This is a genomic window from Shewanella sp. 10N.286.52.B9, from assembly GCF_002873635.1.
Taxonomy (GTDB): domain Bacteria; phylum Pseudomonadota; class Gammaproteobacteria; order Enterobacterales; family Shewanellaceae; genus Shewanella.
This window is the reverse complement of record NZ_MCTY01000212.1, coordinates 22,569-41,204: the sequence shown is the minus strand read 5'-3', so window position 1 is coordinate 41,204 and position 18,636 is coordinate 22,569. Positions and strand designations below refer to the sequence as shown.

At 41.8% G+C, this 18,636-nt stretch carries 15 protein-coding genes; 9 read left to right on the top strand and 6 right to left on the bottom strand.

Annotation, left to right across the window (positions count from 1 at the left end; all coding sequences use genetic code 11):
* Nucleotides 1-103: 103 nt before the first annotated feature.
* The 5 genes from BCU91_RS17650 to ettA form a co-directional block, all read right to left on the bottom strand.
* Nucleotides 104-577, bottom strand: coding sequence for an NYN domain-containing protein (locus BCU91_RS17650; protein ID WP_102438036.1), 474 nt, complete (start codon nt 575-577; stop codon nt 104-106).
* 27 nt (nt 578-604) lie between these two features.
* Nucleotides 605-3,706, bottom strand: a complete 3,102-nt coding sequence (locus BCU91_RS17645; RefSeq protein ID WP_102532037.1) for a multidrug efflux RND transporter permease subunit — start codon at nt 3,704-3,706, stop codon at nt 605-607.
* Nucleotides 3,706-4,830, bottom strand: coding sequence for an efflux RND transporter periplasmic adaptor subunit (locus BCU91_RS17640; protein ID WP_102532036.1), 1,125 nt, complete (start codon nt 4,828-4,830; stop codon nt 3,706-3,708). Before BCU91_RS17640 ends, BCU91_RS17645 begins: the two co-directional genes overlap by 1 nt.
* A gap of 379 nt (nt 4,831-5,209) precedes the next feature.
* Complete coding sequence (locus BCU91_RS17635; protein ID WP_102532035.1) at nt 5,210-6,364, bottom strand: hypothetical protein; 1,155 nt, start codon at nt 6,362-6,364, stop codon at nt 5,210-5,212.
* A 541-nt stretch (nt 6,365-6,905) separates the two neighbouring features.
* Complete coding sequence (ettA, locus tag BCU91_RS17630) at nt 6,906-8,573, bottom strand: energy-dependent translational throttle protein EttA (protein WP_102532034.1); 1,668 nt, start codon at nt 8,571-8,573, stop codon at nt 6,906-6,908.
* A gap of 562 nt (nt 8,574-9,135) precedes the next feature.
* Between ettA and glyA the strand changes: the two genes are divergently transcribed.
* The 9 genes from glyA to BCU91_RS17585 all read left to right on the top strand — a co-directional run bounded on the left by glyA (nt 9,136) and on the right by BCU91_RS17585 (nt 16,763).
* Nucleotides 9,136-10,392, top strand: coding sequence for a serine hydroxymethyltransferase (glyA, locus tag BCU91_RS17625; RefSeq protein ID WP_102438048.1), 1,257 nt, complete (start codon nt 9,136-9,138; stop codon nt 10,390-10,392).
* Nucleotides 10,393-10,548: 156 nt separating this feature from the next.
* Nucleotides 10,549-10,998, top strand: coding sequence for a transcriptional regulator NrdR (gene nrdR / locus BCU91_RS17620; RefSeq protein WP_076543024.1), 450 nt, complete (start codon nt 10,549-10,551; stop codon nt 10,996-10,998).
* A gap of 141 nt (nt 10,999-11,139) precedes the next feature.
* Nucleotides 11,140-12,294, top strand: a complete 1,155-nt coding sequence (gene ribD, locus BCU91_RS17615) for a bifunctional diaminohydroxyphosphoribosylaminopyrimidine deaminase/5-amino-6-(5-phosphoribosylamino)uracil reductase RibD (protein WP_102532033.1) — start codon at nt 11,140-11,142, stop codon at nt 12,292-12,294.
* Between the two features lie 63 nt (nt 12,295-12,357).
* On the top strand, nt 12,358-13,014 hold the full coding sequence (locus BCU91_RS17610) for a riboflavin synthase (protein WP_102438052.1): 657 nt from the start codon (nt 12,358-12,360) through the stop codon (nt 13,012-13,014).
* Between the two features lie 84 nt (nt 13,015-13,098).
* Nucleotides 13,099-14,202, top strand: a complete 1,104-nt coding sequence (gene ribBA, locus BCU91_RS17605) for a bifunctional 3,4-dihydroxy-2-butanone-4-phosphate synthase/GTP cyclohydrolase II (RefSeq protein WP_102477182.1) — start codon at nt 13,099-13,101, stop codon at nt 14,200-14,202.
* Nucleotides 14,203-14,323: 121 nt separating this feature from the next.
* Nucleotides 14,324-14,803, top strand: a complete 480-nt coding sequence (ribE, locus tag BCU91_RS17600; RefSeq protein ID WP_102438136.1) for a 6,7-dimethyl-8-ribityllumazine synthase — start codon at nt 14,324-14,326, stop codon at nt 14,801-14,803.
* 14 nt (nt 14,804-14,817) lie between these two features.
* Nucleotides 14,818-15,222: a transcription antitermination factor NusB gene (nusB, locus tag BCU91_RS17595; RefSeq protein WP_076543020.1), complete on the top strand. Its 405-nt coding sequence runs from the start codon at nt 14,818-14,820 to the stop codon at nt 15,220-15,222.
* A 93-nt stretch (nt 15,223-15,315) separates the two neighbouring features.
* Nucleotides 15,316-16,272, top strand: a complete 957-nt coding sequence (gene thiL / locus BCU91_RS17590; RefSeq protein ID WP_102438054.1) for a thiamine-phosphate kinase — start codon at nt 15,316-15,318, stop codon at nt 16,270-16,272.
* Nucleotides 16,272-16,763 carry a phosphatidylglycerophosphatase A gene (locus BCU91_RS17585; RefSeq protein WP_102438056.1) on the top strand — a complete coding sequence of 164 codons (492 nt, stop codon included), beginning with the start codon at nt 16,272-16,274 and terminating at the stop codon, nt 16,761-16,763. The genes thiL and BCU91_RS17585 overlap by 1 nt, the downstream gene beginning before the upstream one ends.
* Before the next feature lie 109 nt (nt 16,764-16,872).
* Here the strand turns inward: BCU91_RS17585 and recN are convergent, their stop codons facing one another.
* The gene (recN, locus tag BCU91_RS17580; RefSeq protein ID WP_102532032.1) at nt 16,873-18,531 is read right to left on the bottom strand and encodes a DNA repair protein RecN; all 1,659 of its coding nucleotides are present in this window, start codon (nt 18,529-18,531) and stop codon (nt 16,873-16,875) included.
* Nucleotides 18,532-18,636 lie beyond the last annotated feature (105 nt).

The window sequence follows — 18,636 nt, the reverse complement described above, 5'->3', positions numbered from 1 at the left end:
CCTAGTTAGTTGTTTATATTGGTATTTTAAAACATACTAGCCAGCTTATATATGTGTATATATTTGTTTACACGAAGCCGAAGAGTGATGAAAAATGTGACAGTTAAAGTAGCAAGTCATGGTTAATCGCGATATGGCTGCCAGTGACATCAAGCAGTGACTTTGCTGTTAAAGGCGCAACGCTGATCACTTGGGTATTACAGCCATATTTTTGTGCTACTTTGGCAAGCAATAAATCAAAGTCACCATCGCCAGACAATAAAATTACCTTATCGACATGCTCGGCAATATCAAGAATATCTATGGTAATTCCTACATCCCAGTCGCCTTTGGCGCTGCCATCACTGCGCTGAATATAAGGTTTGAGTTTGACTTCAAAACCTATGTGTTTTAATGCATCTTGAAACTTTCTCTGACCGTCGTCTGCAGGGGCAATGGCATAAGCAATAGCATGTTCAATGTGATATTGCTGACTCAGTAATTTATATAAAGCGCGGTAATTGAATGAGCGCCCAAAAGCTTGTTTACAGGTGTAATAAATGTTTTGTACATCAACAAAAATAGCCACTTTTTCCATTTTTACACCTGTATTAAAGTCATTAAGTTAAGGTCGTTGTTTTTGCGCCTCAATAGCATCATTGAGTTGTTGTTCAACATACCCGGGTGAATGCGTTGCCCCTGAAATGAGTCGATACATGGCAGGAATAACTAATAAGGTCACTAGAGTAGCAAATGCCATCCCAAAGAACACTACTGTACCCACAGCTATTCGACTTTCCGAGCCTGCACCTGTTGACATAATGAGTGGAATTGCGCCGATTAGAGTGGTAAAAGCAGTCATTAAAATCGGTCTTAAACGACGAGCTGAGGCGTCGATAATGGCTTGCTCTATTTCAAGGCCTTTATCTCGCAGCTGGTTGGCAAACTCAACAATCAAAATACCATTCTTAGTCACCATACCAATGAGCATTATCATGCCTATCTGGCTATAAATATTTAACCCCTGACCGGTTAAATAAAGCCCTAAGAAGCCGCCAAAGATCCCCATTGGTACGGTAAACATCACCACTAATGGGTTGATGAAACTCTCGAACTGCGCCGCCAGAACTAAATAGGCAACCAATAGCGCTAAACCAAATACGATAAATACGCTGCTCTGGTTTTCTTTAAAATCCTTCGACTCACCGGTATAGGACACATTTATATCACTGGGGAGCATCTCAATGGCTTTTTGGTCCAGAAAATCTAATGCTTCACCGAGTGTATAACCCGCGCCTAAATTCGCCTTTAAGGTTATCGATTTTTGCTTATTTAAATGGCTTAGCTTTTGCGCTGAAGCCACTTCTTCTATCTTGGTAATGGTATCAAGGGTGATAAGTTCACCGGTTTTAGTGCGCATATATATCTGACTCAAATCAGCCACGCTATTAAAACTATTTTCATCACCACGTAAGTAAACATCGTATTCTTCACCGCGTTCGATGAAGGTGGTTTCACTTTTGCCGCCCAGCATAATTTCTAAGGTGTCGGCTACTTCTGAGACACTGACGCCCAGCTCTGCAGCGCGTTGCCTATCAACACTCACCAGTAATTCGGGGGTGGTTTCTGCATAATCAAGATCAGCGCCTTCTAGAAGTGGGCTATGATCCGCTTCAAGTTGCAGTGCCTGTGCCCATTTAAATAGCTCCTGATAATTAGAACCACCTAACACAAATTGTACCGGCTCACTGGATTGGCCTCTAAAGCCAGGCAACATTGGCCGAACCATAACGTCAGCAATGCCATCAAGTGCTTTAGCGATAATGCCTAAAGATTGCTGGGCATTAATATCACGGTCTTGCCACTCTTCTAATTGGATAATCACAAAGCCGGTCTGGTCGCCTGCGCGGCCACCAAAAGCAGGCGCTTGAATACTAAATGACTTAATAACACCATCGCCTAACATGGGCAGTAGTCGCTGCTCGACAATATCCATGTTGGCCGCCATGCGGTTATAGCTGGTGCCTTCAGCGCCTTTAACAAAAGCAAACACTACACCGCGATCTTCTTGTGGTGCTAGCTGTGCTGGTACTTGGTTGAGTAACCAGCCACTACCAATCACACAAGCAATAATGATAATAGGCGCGATATAGCGGTATTTCACCGCTTTTGAAACCAGCTTACGGTATTGCTGCTCTAGGCGCTCAAAAAGGTCATCAACCCACAGATTAAATCGATTAGGTTTGACGTTAGCCTTAAGTAATTTACTACCAAGTACTGGGGTTAAGGTTAGGGCAATGAGTGATGAAAACAGCACTGATACAGCCAACATGACTGAGAATTCAGTAAATAGCAGCCCCACCATACCCTCCATAAAGGAGATAGGTAAAAATACCATGACCAGTACCGCTGTGGTTGCCATTACAGCAAAACCAACCTCACGGGCACCTTTGTACGCGGCAAGTATCGGTGGCTCACCTTTTTCGAGGTGATGAAAAATATTTTCTACTACTACAATGGCGTCATCGACCACTAAACCAATGGCGAGGATCAGTGCCATTAAGGTTAACAAGTTGATTGAAAAGCCAAAGCTATTGGCCGCAATAAAAGCAGAAATTAATGATACCGGAACCGTCACCGCAGGGATCAATGTGGCTCTCACTTGGCCAATAAAAATGTATAGCACCAGTATCACTAAAATAGCAGTGATAATAATAGTGTTATACACCTCATCAATAGAACGAGATATAAACACGGTAGAGTCATAATCTACCGCGAGGGCTGTGCCATCAGGAAGAAACTGCTGAATGTTATCAACCTCTTGATGAACCAATTTAGCGACATCTAAAGGGTTAGCATCTGATTGGGCAATAATGCCTAAACTAAGGTTAGGAACACCATTACTTTTAAAGGTTGAGTTTTCATTCTCTGCACCGATAAATACATCAGCGACGTCTTTTAGATAAATCGGACTGCCATCTTCTGCAGTACGTACAACCAAATAATCAAAATCATCTGGATTATTATAAAGTCTGGCCGTTCTCACAGTCATAACAGTGGTGTCATTACGGACCTCACCACCTGGGGTTTCAACATTTTCAGTATTTAAAGCAGAGACGATATCATTGGCTGACACGTTACGCCCGGCCATAAGTTCAGGCTTTAACTGAACGTACATGACTTTATATAATCCACCAGTGATTGAAATAGAACTCACTCCGGAAATTAAGTTAAATCTGTCCTCTAGCACCCGTTGGGAGTAATCAGTTAACTGGGTCCTATCCATCGTCGATGAGCTTAAATTGACATAGATTGCCGGCTCCCCAGAGCCATTGTCTTTAGAGACCACAGGATCGTTAGCTTCATCAGGTAAGCGTCTTTGAGCGCGTGCGACAGCATCGCGAACATCACTTACCCCTTCGGTTAAATTCCAGCCTAATAAGAAGGTTACAGTAATGCGCGACATGCCATTGCGGGTTACTGAGGTAATTTCATCAACACCACTGATCCCGGTTAATTCATCTTCAATGGTGGTGGTGATCTGGCTTTCCATAATGGTTGCCGAGGCGCCATCATAGGTGGTCATTACAGTTACCACAGGGCTTTCTACATCAGGCATTTCTCTGATTGAAAGCTTAGACAGTGATACCAGTCCAAATACCCCTAAAAGCAGGCTCAGTACGATGGCGACAACAGGGCGTTTTACCGAAACGTCAGAAAGCCACATTAACTTTTCTCCAATTCAGTGGTTAGCATTGCGCTGTCATCTTCTTTAGCGATTTTCTCAGTGGTTGAGTTGGTTTGTAAAATATCGACACTGACACCATCACGCATATTGACAAGTCCCTGAACCACCACATTGTCGCCAATTTTAAGGCCATTTGAGATCAACACTTCATTATCAATACGGGCACCAAGAATGACTTCAGTACGTTTAGCAATGTTGTTCTTTCCAATCAAATAGACAAAGCGTTTAGTACCTGAGTATTCAATAGCCTGTACAGGAATGACTGGCTCAGCAATCGCAGGAAAGTTAAGTGTCGCCGCCATCATCATTCCCGGCTTGAGTTGACTATTGGAGTTATCAAACTGCACTCTAACTCGTAAATTTAAGGTGTCTTGATTAATGCGGGAATCAATGGCGGTAATCTCGCCGCTAAAGACTTGTTCAGGCCAGGCTTTACTTTGTGCCGCTACAGGCATACCAATGGATAACATAGATAAATAATGCTCAGGCACTTGCAGGTCGAGTCTCATACTAGAAAGGTCGTCAAATGCCAGTAACTCGGTGCCGACAGCAATCATTTTACCTACACTGAAATCAACTAAGCCAGCGGTGCCAGAAAAAGGCGCATTTAATGAATGGTAATCAAGTTCTGCTTGGGCAGCGGCTAAACGCGCCTGAGCTATATCTACACTGGCTTGTTGGGCATCGATTTCAGTTTGGGTAATGGCATTACTTTTAACTAATTTTTGGAACTCTTTGAGCTTTCTTTTTTCATCAGCAAGGTAAGCCGCGGCTTCTGCTGTTGCCGCTTTGGCTTTGGCGTCGTCTAATTGAACAATGATTTGCCCAGCTTGAATATCTTGATTGGACTGAATATTAATTTGACCGATTTGCCCAGCCACTTGCGAAGAGATATACACTGATTGTTCAGCGTCGAGCTTACCAATCAAAGACAGTGATTGAGATAATTCATGTTGCTCTACAAGCCCTGTAACAACCGGAATAGATTTTTTGGCAGGGCCTTTTTGAGGCGGCGTAGCTTTATTGGCTTGTGAAAAATCACTATAGATGACTGCGGCAGCAACTAAGCTGCAAATGACAATAAGGGGAAGTAATTTTTTCATAATAGAACTCGATGACTCGTTGCTGAATTGCGGTCTATATTAATAAATAATTAGCCATATAAGCGTAAATGAATGTAAAGCAAAGAAGATAAGAGTGTAACTGAACATTCCAATAACAAGCTCATCAACAGTTCGTTGCAACTATAGGCGATTAGCCGATCATTTTGTAATAAATAGATAACATTAGCTTGGCTTATGTTGTTGGTGACTTTTGGTGTTCGACATTGTTACTGTGACAATTTGCTAGCTTATGATATTAACAACCTGCGGCTTAGTTATTCTTCTCATTAAAATAGCTCATTAAGCTAAATGCACTTAAATAAAAAAGCCACTTAGGTAATACCTAAATGGCTTTTTTTACTCGCAGCTTATAGGGCTATTAGTCGAAGTTTTTTTCATGCTCACTATTAGCGGGTTCAATACCCATAAAGTATTCATAACCTTTATCGGTTAAGCTTTTTTTGGAGGTGGCGTTCGCTTGGTTATTGGTATTAACCTGTTTAGGCTTCATTTTTATAACTTGTTTTTTACTGTCTTTGTTTGGCAAGCTGACTAGGTCATTTTGTCGAGACATATTATTGAAGTTATAGTTAAAAACGCCGTTTCCTTGAATGAACTCAACACTCGATTTATCTTGAGACTGGTATGATGCCAAAATGCCATGTTGCCCTAATGGCACCTCATGAAATAATTCTCGGCCTGTACCGATTTTTACCCCATCAATAAACCAATCAGCAGCGACATTACTCACTAAGGTGATCATGGCTGATTTTAACCCTAGCTTTTCATTAATGAGCGAATCAATTTTACTGTTATAAGAAGGCTTGAAAGCCATCTTGATCTTGTAGTTTAAATTACCACTCATGTTCATGCTGGCATCAATAACATCGTATGAAAGCAACACGCTACGATCATTTAAGAATGGATCCGTTTTAATGGTATTAGTGACAATGTAATTTTCAGAATCTTTAAGACAGTCGTTTATTGATTGGAATTTAGAACATAACGTCGAACCGTCTAAATCAACAGATTGGACTGTATCTGGTTTTGATACATCAGCGATTAGACGTTTGGTAATATCACTTTTTAAGGCGGCTAACTGCTCATCTTTATCGGTACGTTTAGTATTAATGGCATCGTACTCGGCCATAATAGTCTTGTACTCTCTACGAAGTGATTTGCCGTCAATATCATATTTGGTTTCTAACTGGTCAATTTTAAGCACCAGTTTTTCGATATCTTGGTAATAAGCATTAATGTTTGAGCGCGATAAAATTTTAGCCGGTAGTTTTGAGATAACGTGATCATACTCAGTTTTCTTACTCTTTATTTCAACACTGAGAGCATGATAATCAGATTCTTTTTTCTTATGAGTCGATAACTTGTCATTGGCAGAAATAAGTAAGCTGTCAATGTTGTATTTTTGCTCAATTTCTTCAAGTGCTTTAGTTTCACTGCTGGTAATAATTTCTAAACCAAATGAGCTGCTTGCATAAAAGCATAAAAACATAAATGTTATTCGACTATATCTCACTGATTTCTCCGTTTTTTCTTAATTTTTTTGGTGTATAGCAATTGCGCCATAACAAATGGTCAACAGTAAAACAATCCGTCAATAATTTTATATTACTGAAGTTGGTATGTCTTTACAAATAGATTGTTGTTTTTGAGTATTTTTTACAACATCGCCACAGCTCACGAAAATTAATTCATCTAGGCCATTTTTATACACTAAGGGATAAGTTGTAAATGATTTTTAAGCTGTTGTTAATTAGTAAAAATAGTCCATATGAATGATGAGTTTGGCAAGGGGCGGATAAACATGAACATAACGGCGCCGCTGCAATATGGTTTGGCGAGTTGTTAATATTTCAATTGTTTTTGGATATGAATTAATGGTGTCATTTTTATGACATTAATCAACAAAACTGCAGCTTTAACCTGTTTAGTGAATTTTTTAGTCATGAGATATAAAAATGCTCCTTTAGACTATTTACTTAAATATGGGTAAATAGTCATAAGGAGCATTTATTAACTTGCATCACCATTGATAGATATCGGCAGTGACGCGATTGTTATTTTGCAATACGTTTGTATTTCAAGCGGTGCGGCTCAATGGCTTCTGCACCTAAGTTTTCTTTCAGCCAAGTGGTATATTCACTGTAGTTACCTTCATAGAAGTTCACTTGGCCTTCATCACGGTAATCAAGAATATGGGTAGCGATTCTGTCTAGGAACCAACGGTCATGGGAAATAACCATGGCACAACCTGGGAACTCTAATAAAGCTTCCTCTAGTGCTCGCAGCGTTTCAACATCCAAGTCATTGGTTGGTTCATCGAGTAATAATACGTTGCCGCCAGCTTGCAATAATTTAGCAAGATGGACACGGTTACGCTCACCGCCTGATAAAGTGCCAATGATTTTTTGTTGATCTCCGCCGCGGAAATTAAAGCGGCCTACGTATGCACGACTCGGGATCTCAGTATTGTTGATACGCATGATATCTTGACCGTCTGAAATCTCTTGCCAAACTGTGTTCTTATCATTCATTGAATCTCGGAACTGTTCAACAGAGGCTATTTGCACTGATTCGCCGACTTCAATGCTGCCGCTATCCGGTTGCTCTGCACCTGAAATCATCTTGAATAGTGTCGATTTACCTGCACCGTTGGCGCCGATGATACCGACAATCGCGCCTTTTGGAACAGCGAAAGTTAAGTCATCAATCAATACTCGGTCACCATATGATTTGGTCAGGTTATTTACTTCAATAACCTTATCACCTAAACGTGGCCCAGGTGGAATAAATAACTCATTGGTTTCATTACGCTTTTGGTAGTCATTGGTGTTCAATTCTTCAAAGCGAGCCATACGGGCTTTGCCTTTAGATTGACGACCTTTAGCACCTTGACGTACCCATTCTAATTCTTTTTGAATGGTTTTTTGGCGGGCGCTTTCAGTGGCAGACTCTTGTTGCAGGCGGGCATCTTTTTGCTCAAGCCATGATGAATAGTTGCCTTCCCACGGTATACCTTCACCGCGGTCTAGCTCTAAAATCCAACCTGCGGCATTATCCAAGAAATATCTATCATGGGTAATCGCTACAACGGTGCCAGTGTAATCTTGTAAGAAGCGCTCAAGCCAAGCTACTGATTCAGCATCCAAGTGGTTGGTAGGTTCATCAAGGAGCAACATGTCAGGTTTTTCAAGTAACAAACGACAAATGGCCACACGGCGACGTTCACCACCAGAAAGCACTGCGATTTTTTCATCCCAATCCGGCAAGCGCAGTGCATTAGCGGCGCGCTCTAATACCATATCAAGGTTATGGGCATCTTGAGATTGAATAATGGCTTCAAGTTGACCTTGCTCTTTTGCAAGCGCATCAAAGTCAGCATCAGGTTCTGCGTAAAGTGCATACACTTCATCAAGACGGGTTAGTGCATTTTTAGCTTCACTGACTGCTTCTTCGATCGCTTCACGTACGGTTTGCGATTCATCCAGCTTTGGTTCTTGCGGTAGGTAGCCGATTTTTAAATCTTGCATCGGGCGAGCTTCACCTTCGATTTCGGTATCTAAACCGGCCATGATACGAAGTAGCGTTGATTTACCTGAGCCGTTTAAACCCAGTACACCAATCTTGGCGCCAGGGAAAAAACTAAGGGAAATATCTTTAAGGATTTGTTTTTTAGGTGGAACAATTTTGCCCACTCTAAGCATGCTGTATACAAACTGAGCCATTTTTATATCTCTTTGACTGGGGGATCGAACTAGGAATAGCACTAATTCTACTCGAATCGAGCAACAACTTAAAACCGATCTTTTTGCCGTTAGCTGTTTACGGTTTTTTTGAAGGAGACTTATGTTGCTGTAGTGGTCACTAAGCAGGGTTTCTGTCAGCTAATAAAGATGATTTTGTGAAATATTAAGCGGAGTGCTTATTGAGCCGTGACAGTCTAATTAATTTGTTGTTAACTCAAGATTATTTCATTGAATCCGCATTTTGCGGGTTAAAAAGTGATATTCGTGACTATTTTCACTGTTCGCGTTGTTATTTTTGTTGATTCATTTTTTAGAAAAGAGTTTTCTTAAAATTGTCACAAGGTTATGAAACTAAGCGTTAATTTGGATTTTTCTATGAAATACAATTGCCGAGCAACTCCATACAAGAAAATACAACTAACACAAGTGCAGTTCATGAGGAATTGCAACTAATTTCATGTTTCAAATGCTGGGATTGTGATCAATTGCGCTGTATCATACCGCGCAACCCTACTATAAGAATTAACAGCTGGAGTGAGTAATGCTGAAAAAAGCTATGAATATCGCAGATTATGATCCACAACTATTTGCAGCAATTGAAGATGAGACTCGTCGCCAAGAAGAGCACATTGAATTAATCGCATCAGAAAACTATACCAGCCCTCGTGTACTTGAAGCGCAAGGCTCACAGCTAACAAATAAGTATGCTGAAGGTTACCCAGGTAAGCGTTACTACGGTGGTTGTGAACATGTGGATATTGCTGAAGAATTAGCTATTTCTCGTGCTAAAGAATTATTTGGCGCGACATACGCAAACGTTCAGCCTCACTCTGGTTCTCAAGCAAACTCAGCAGTTTTCATGGCGCTTTTAGAAGGCGGTGATACTGTTTTAGGTATGAGCCTTGCTCACGGCGGTCACTTAACTCATGGTTCTCACGTTAGCTTTTCAGGCAAGTTATACAATGCGGTACAGTACGGCATTGATGAAGTAACAGGTAAAATTGACTACGCAGAAGTTGAGCGTTTAGCCGTTGAGCATAAACCCAAAATGATCATTGCTGGTTTTTCTGCTTACTCTGGGATCATAGATTGGGGCAAATTCCGCGAAATCGCTGATAAAGTAGGTGCTTACTTATTTGTCGATATGGCGCACGTTGCCGGTCTTGTCGCTGCAGGTATCTATCCGAATCCGCTACCTCATGCACACGTTGTGACAACCACTACCCATAAAACCCTAGCGGGCCCTCGTGGTGGTTTGATTTTATCTGCCATTAACGATGAAGCTATCTATAAAAAACTAAACTCTGCAGTATTCCCAGGTGGCCAAGGTGGCCCATTAATGCACGTTATTGCAGCCAAAGCGGTAGCATTTAAAGAAGCATTAGACCCTGAATTTACCACTTATCAAGAGCAAGTGGTTGCTAATGCGAAAGTGATGGCGAAAACCTTCATTGAGCGTGGCTACAATGTCGTTTCTGGTGGCACCGATAACCACTTATTCTTACTTGATTTAATCAACAAGGATATCACTGGTAAAGACGCAGATGCTGCGCTAGGTCATGCAAATATCACAGTTAACAAAAACTCAGTACCAAATGATCCACGTTCACCGTTTGTGACATCTGGTTTACGTATTGGCTCTCCTGCTATTACCCGCCGCGGTTTCACTGAAACTGAATCGGTAGAGTTAACTAACTGGATGTGTGATGTGTTAGATGACATCACTAACGAAGCTACTATTGAGCGCGTTAAAAACCAAGTGCTTGAATTATGCGCTAAGTTCCCAGTTTACGGTTAATGTCAACCGAGATTGATTAACATAAACAATGATCTATTTAACTAACGCGGATAATCTTTTCGATAAGGTTAACCTTGTAAAGTAAATAGGATAAACTTCAATGGTCGTAAGTACTCAGTGCTTACGGCCATTTTGTTTTTTATTTCAGGAGCGGATATGCATTGCCCATTTTGTAGCGCGACAGATACGAAAGTTATTGATTCAAGACTCGTGGCTGAAGGCCATCAAGTGCGCCGTCGCCGGGAATGTACTGAGTGTCATGAACGCTTCACCACTTTTGAAGGCGCCGAATTAGTCATGCCGCGGGTGATCAAGCAAGATGGCACTCGCCAACCATTTGATGAAGATAAGCTGCGTGGCGGCATGCTTCGGGCTGTTGAAAAACGCCCAGTTTCAATCGATCAAATTGAGCAAGCGTTAAGTAAGATTAAGTCCACTCTTAGAGCAACAGGTGAGCGTGAAATTGATTCGGCCATGATTGGTAATTTGATGATGGATCAATTGATGATCCTAGATAAAGTTGCCTATATCCGTTTTGCTTCAGTTTATCGCGCCTTTGAAGATGTTTCCCAATTCGGTGAAGCCATCGCCAAGCTGCAAAAATAATCTAGCTTATTTTTATTGCCGTCTTTAATTAATTGCAGTCTTACATTTGTTGGTATTGGCACTTTGTATTCTTGCCAATGATTAACCTTATTTAGCAGTTCTGAATTTTAATGACTGCTTTTTAGTTTCTAGAAGGTCTTTATGTCTCAGTGGTCAAAATGTGATATTGAAATGATGAGCCTTGCTATTTCATTAGCTGAAAAAGGCCGTTATACCACACGTCCAAATCCTAATGTGGGTTGTGTGATTGTCGCCAATGGCGAGATCATTGGTCAAGGTTACCATATTAAAGCGGGTGGCCCCCACGCCGAAATTCACGCCTTAAAAGATGTCGAAAATCGACAATTACAACAGCTACTCCCTCAAGCTACAGCCTATGTCACCCTTGAACCCTGCAGTCATTATGGCAAAACCCCGCCATGTGCTAAGGCATTAATTGCAGCCAAAGTGAAGCGAGTGGTGATTGCGCAAATGGATGCGAATCCGCAAGTGGCGGGTAATGGCGTTAGCATGCTTGAAGCGGCAGGTATTAAAGTTGATGTGGGTTTGCTAACAGCTGCGGCAAGCCAACTTAATATCGGCTTTATGAAACGCATGACTACGGGATTACCTGAAATCACCATTAAGCTGGCAGCCAGTTTGGATGGTAAAACCGCGCTATCGAATGGGGTATCAAAGTGGATAACCGGCCCCGAAGCCAGAGCCGATGTGCAAAAGCTGCGCGCCCGTCATTGCGCGCTAGTGACTGGCGTTGAAACTGTGTTAGCTGACGACCCCTCTTTGAATGTGCGCTACGAGCAATTGGCTAGTGTACAAAACAGCCTTGCTGAGTCTGACCTTCAACAGCCTTTAAGAGTGGTGCTTGATAGTAAAGCAAGGCTGACTGCCGACTATAAAATGTTTACTATTGAAACGCCGATTTTGCTGGTGTCTTGTGTCGACTATCCAGCAGAAGTAAAACAAGATTTTAAGTCCCATGTTAGCTTTATCACAATAGTGGCTAATAACGATGGACGAGTTGATTTGCATGCTTTATTTACACACTTAGGCCAGCATTGTAACTCAGTATTAGTCGAGGCTGGTGCCAGCGTTGCTGGTAGTGTTATTCAAAGTAAATTAGCTGATACACTTTATTTGTACCAAGCAATGAAAATATTAGGCAGTCATGGACGCAATTTGATGCAATTAGACGACTATCAAACTATGGATCAGATTCCTGATGTACAATTAACGGATTGTCGCAGAATTGGTACAGACCAACGACTGATTTTAAAGCTTAATTCGCCAGCGAATTAACTAATGCAATTTTGTCTATCGGTCGATGCTAAGCGTGGCCCAAAAGATAACAAGTGAGTAAATATGTTTACTGGGATTATTGAAGCACTAGGTACATTAAGAAAAGTTGAGCGTAAAGGCGATGATATTCGTTTGACTGTAGCCAGTGGCAAGCTCGACTTAACCGATGTAAAACTGGGTGACAGTATTGCCACTAATGGGGTGTGTTTAACCGTAGTACAATGTTTAGCAGATGGTTATGTTGCAGATATTTCTGCTGAAACCGTTGCCTTAACCGGATTTGCTAAATATAACGTCGGTCAAAAAGTAAACCTTGAAAAAGCGGTGACCCCAACGACCCGATTAGGCGGTCATATGGTTAGCGGTCATGTGGATGGTATTGCCACAGTGGAGCAGCGCCTTGTGCGTGGCCAAGCCATTGAGTTTTGGCTGGCAGCTCCCGCTGAGTTATCTCGTTATATTGCTCATAAAGGTTCGATCACCATTGATGGCGTTAGCTTAACGGTAAATGAAGTTGATCAGCACAGATTCAGATTAACCATAGTGCCTCACACTGCAGCTGAAACCACCTTATTAGCTTTACAAGCGGGTCATAGCGTCAACATCGAAGTTGACCTTATTGCACGTTATCTTGAACGCTTAATGAAAGTAGAACAAAAGCCAGCCACTGAAAGTGGTGTCACAATGGAATTGTTGGCAAGTGCTGGATTTATGCGATAACTGATTATTACTGGTAAATATTATTACCGGAGCATATTTACTCTATATCGCTGATATAGACAAAACAATATAAAGGTCTTAGCAATGGCATTACATAGTATAGAAGAGATCATCGAAGACATTCGTCAAGGTAAGATGGTTATCTTGATGGACGATGAAGACAGAGAGAACGAAGGTGATCTTATCATGGCGGCCGATAAGGTGACGCCAGAGGCCATTAATTTTATGGCGACCTTTGGCCGTGGACTGATTTGCCAAACCATGACTAAAGAGCGTTGCCAGCAACTGAACTTGCCGTTAATGGTTACCAACAATAATGCTCAGTTCTCAACAAATTTTACCGTTTCCATTGAAGCGGCAACGGGGGTCACAACGGGCATTTCAGCCCATGATCGCGCTGTAACCGTTCAAGCGGCTGTTGCTAAAGATGCTAAAGCATCAGATTTAGTTCAGCCTGGTCATATTTTTCCACTTATGGCACAAGATGGCGGGGTGTTAATTCGCGCCGGTCACACAGAAGCGGGTTGTGATTTAGCCCGTCTTGCAGGCTGCGAGCCATCTGGCGTGATAGTTGAAATTCTTAATGATGATGGCACTATGGCCCGTTGTCCAGATCTTGAAATCTTTAGTGAAAAGCACGGTATTAAAATGGGCACCATTGCCGATTTAATTGAATACCGCAACACCAAAGAAACCACGGTTGTGCGTGAAGCTGAATGTAAATTGCCAACGCGTTTTGGTGAGTTCAATATGGTGACTTTCAGAGACACCATCGATAATCAGCTACACTATGCCTTATTGAAAGGTGACGTTGAAGAAAACTGCCTAGTACGGGTACATTTACAAAATACCTTTAATGACTTATTCCACTCTGAACGCGATCAAAAACGTAGCTGGCCACTTGAAAACGCCATGGAGCGTATTGCATCAGATGGTGGTGTATTAGTACTGTTGGCGAATCACGAGCATTCAAGTGACATGCTCGCCAAGGTCAAAGCCTTTGAAGCGGAAGATAACGGTCAAGCGCCTACAGCTGCTAAATGGCAAGGAACCTCGCGCCAAGTCGGTGTTGGCTCGCAAATTCTTTCAAATTTAGGTGTGAGCAAAATGCGTTTATTAAGTTCACCCAAGCGTTATCACTCTCTGTCAGGGTTCGGTTTAGAAGTAACTGATTATATTGCAGAATAATTCACTAACTTAGTGAAGTTAACATTTATCAATAATTGCACAGGACTCAGGGCATTTGGCTGTGGTATTATACCGCCACTTTTGCCCAGAGCCGGGTGCTTTAGCTAATTTAGGTAAGATAATGATCGTAGTTGAAGGTAATATCGAAGCAAAAAATGCCAAAGTGGCGATCGTAGTATCGCGTTTCAATAGTTTTCTTGTTGAGAGTCTGCTTGATGGCGCATTAGACACACTAAAACGTTTAGGTCAGGTAAATGACGACAACATTACTGTTGTTCGTGTTCCTGGCGCTGTTGAATTACCACTTGCTGCACGTCGAATTGCAGCTAGTGGAAAGTTTGACGGTATTGTTGCACTTGGTGCAGTAATTCGTGGTGGTACTCCGCATTTTGATTTAGTTGCTGGTGAATGTAACAAGGGTCTTGCTCAAGTCGCTTTAGAGTATGATATCCCAGTTTCATTTGGCGTTTTAACCACTGATACCATCGAGCAAGCAATTGAACGCTCTGGTACTAAAGCTGGTAACAAGGGCACTGAAGCTGCACTTGGTTTACTAGAAATGGTTAACGTTCTGCAAGAATTAGAACAACAGTTAGTATAGTAGTAGGAAAAGTAATGAAGCCTTCAGAGCGCCGCAAGGCACGCCGTTTAGCTGTTCAAGCTATTTATTCATGGCAGTTAAGCAAGAACAATGTTGCTGATGTTGAACATGAATTTTTAACTGAACAAAACATTAACGGTGTTGATGTAGCTTATTTTCGTGAATTGCTATCAGGTGTAGCCACGAAAGCAACTCAACTTGATGATCTGCTAAAGCCTCATTTAGATCGTGATATTGAAGATGTATCACCCGTTGAGAAAGCCATTGTGCGTTTAGCAGCTTATGAATTAACTTATCGTAAAGATGTGCCATATAAAGTGGCCATTAACGAAGGTATCGAATTAGCGAAAGCGTTTGGTGCTGACGATAGTCATAAGTTTGTCAATGGTATGCTAGATAAGCTTGTTACTCGTAAGTAATGAATGAAAACGGTATCTTCGGATACCGTTTTTGTATGTAACGCTTTTTTCTACAAAATAATAGGTGGGCGGTTATCCGCACCAGATTATATCGTGAAAGAATTCCAACTTATCGAACAATTTTTCCGTGATAAAGGTCAGCAACGTCGAGATGTGCATTTAGGCATTGGCGATGACTGTGCATTAGTCCAACCGGCGGAAAACACATCTATTGCCATATCTTGCGACACCCTAGTCGAGAATGTCCATTTTTTACCGACAATGCCAGCTTATGAGCTTGGCTATAAATCTGTAGCGGTAAATTTATCCGATCTTGCTGCCATGGGCGCAGATCCGGCGTGGATGACGTTAGCGCTAACCTTGCCAGATGTTGATAATGAGTGGTTAGCGCAATTTAGCCAAGGGCTATTTGAAGCGGCTGAATATTACAGTGTTAGTCTGATCGGTGGTGATACCACCCGCGGGCCTCGCTGCATCAATATTACTATTCATGGTCAAGTGCCAACCGGTAAAGCATTAACCCGTAGTGGCGCGAAAATTGGTGACTGGGTGTATGTTACTGGCACTTTGGGTGACTCTGCCCTTGGGCTTGATATCCTGTTGGGCAAAAAAGAAGTCGCACATCAACATAAAGAATTTTTAATTAACCGTCACTATCATCCAACGCCTAGAATACTAGCGGGTCAAGCGCTACGCTCTTTAGCAACCAGTGCCATTGATTTATCTGACGGTTTATTTTCTGATATTCAGCACGTTTTAAAGGCATCTAATGTGGGTGCGATTATTGATGTGAATGAATTACCGCTATCGGAATCATTACAAGCATCATTGAGCCCTAATGAAGCAACTAGTTATGCGTTAACTGGTGGCGAAGATTATGAGTTGATGTTTACTGTACCAGAATCTCAACGTGGCGCTTTGGATATTGCACTGATCCACGCTGGGGTTAAATTTATTAAAGTAGGTCAAATTTGTGCCGGCGAAAAGTTACGCTTAGTGGCTGATGGCAAACCTTTTGAGCTAGAAAAAAATAGTTTTGAGCATTTCTAATGAAGTTTATTTCAACCGATCCAGCCGTTAAGAAATTAACCTTAACAAACCCTGTACACTTTTTAGCATTAGGTTTTGGCAGTGGTTTAGCCGCCAAAGCCCCGGGCACCTTTGGTACCCTTGCCGCAGTGCCGATTGTGTACTTGATGAGCTTTTTAAGCCTATCGGCTTTTATTTTTATCACGCTAATTAGCTGCCTTGTTGGTATTTATATTTGTGATAAAGCCGCTAAAGATATGGGCGTTCATGATCATGGCGCAATTGTGTGGGATGAAGTCGCAGGCTTAATGATCACCATGATTGCCGCCCCTGCTGGGGTAATTTGGTTAGTGGTTGGTTTTGCGTTATTTCGTTTTTTCGATATTTTAAAACCGTGGCCAATTCGTTGGCTCGACGCTAAAGTGCATGGCGGTTTTGGGATCATGATTGATGATGTATTAGCGGGGATTTTCTCGTTAATTTGTTTACAGTTGTTGGCTTATTATATTTAACCAATGATACTTTAATCTCTTTAAAGCTAATCCCATTAAACGTTAAGCCCACTTCATAGTGGGCTTTTTAATGGGCGATGATTAATGGATGATGCTTAAAGCTGCAAGATTATTGCAATAGCTCTCTAGCATTCGCTAAGGTATTTTCAGTTATCACATCACCCGCGAGTAGTCTTGCTAGCTCATTGACTCGCTCTTGTTTATCCAATGACTTCATATTCGTCTCAGTGCCGCCACTTTTGGTGAATTTATTCACTAGCATATGTTGGTGACCATTACCTGCAACTTGCGGTAAATGCGTCACACAGAGCACCTGAGTTGATTGACCTAAGCTGCGTAGCATTCTTCCCACAACTGCTGCAGTAGGTCCTGAAATACCTACATCCACTTCATCGAATATCAAGGTTGGTGTTGATACCTTTTTAGCGGTGATAACCTGAATACCAAGCCCAATACGTGACAATTCGCCACCAGAAGCTACTTTGGCAATGGGCTGCATCGGTTGACCGGGGTTGGTGGTAACCAAGAATTCAACTTGATCACAACCAGAAACTGATTGTAGTTCTGGGTTAAAATTCACCTCAATGCAGAATCTGCCTTTGGGCATATTTAACTCTTGAATCGATTGGGTGACTAACTTATTAAGCTCTTTAGCATAGCGGTTACGGCTATGGCTGAGTTTTTGGGCGCTAATTACGTAAGCTCTTTTGCTTTCATCTACTTGCTGCTGAATTTCATCAAGCCTTGTGGCATCGTTATTAAGCTCGCTAAGTTCAGCTTTTAAAGCTTGGTGATGCTCAAACAGTTGCTCAGAGCTCACATGGTGTTTTCTTGATAATTGCATCGCCTTTGAAATGCGCTGCTCAAGGTAAGCAAAGTGTTCAGGATCGAGTTCTATTCGGCTTAAATAGTCCTGAACTTCGCTGCTGCTTTCCTGCACTTGAATTAACGCTTCATTGAGCATTTGAGCAATATTACTTAGTTGTGGGTCAAACTCAGTTAGGTTCTCAGCTAAGCCCACGACCCGATTAAGTAAAGATTCAATATTGGCTTCATCGTCATCACACAGTAATTGCAGGCTGGATTGGCAGGTATCAATTAACTCTGTGCCGTTAGCAAGGCGTTTATGCTCTTGCTCAATCTCAATAAATTCACCGGCTTTAAGATCAAACTCATCAAGCTCTTCAACTTGATATTGCACTAGCTGTTTTCTGGCTATACGCTCTTGCTGATTTTGTTGTAATTGTTTCAGTTCATTTTCGATTAACTTACAGCGTTGATAGCTTTTGCTTACCCCATCAAGCAATAATTTATGGTTGGCGTAGCTATCAAGAAGGGTCAGTTGATGCTCGCTTTTTAACATTGCATGATGTGCGTGTTGGCCGTGAATACCGACAAATAATTGCCCTAGAGATTTAAGCTGGGCTAACGGAACTGGATTACCATTTATATAGGCACGTGAGCGGCCATCGGCATTAATTGTTCTTCTTAAGATACATTCGTCTTCGACATCAAGGTCATTGTCCTCTAGCCAGCGCTTAGCAAATGGCACATCATCTAAGCTAAAGCGGGCACTCACTTCGGCTTTGGTTGCACCTGGTCTAACGCTATTGGCATCTGAGCGATTACCAAGGCATAAGCCCAGGGCATCAATAGCAATGGATTTACCAGCACCGGTCTCACCAGTAATGCTGGTCATGCCAGCTTTAAAGTCGAGTTCTAGAAAACGTACAATTGCGAAATTATTAATGCTTAATTGGCACAGCATAATCAATCCTTGTGTGAATAACCATCAAACCACTGTATCTGCATACAGTTTACACTGTTTTTATATACAGTAAAGTACTGTATAAAAAATGGTGCTGATTTTTTA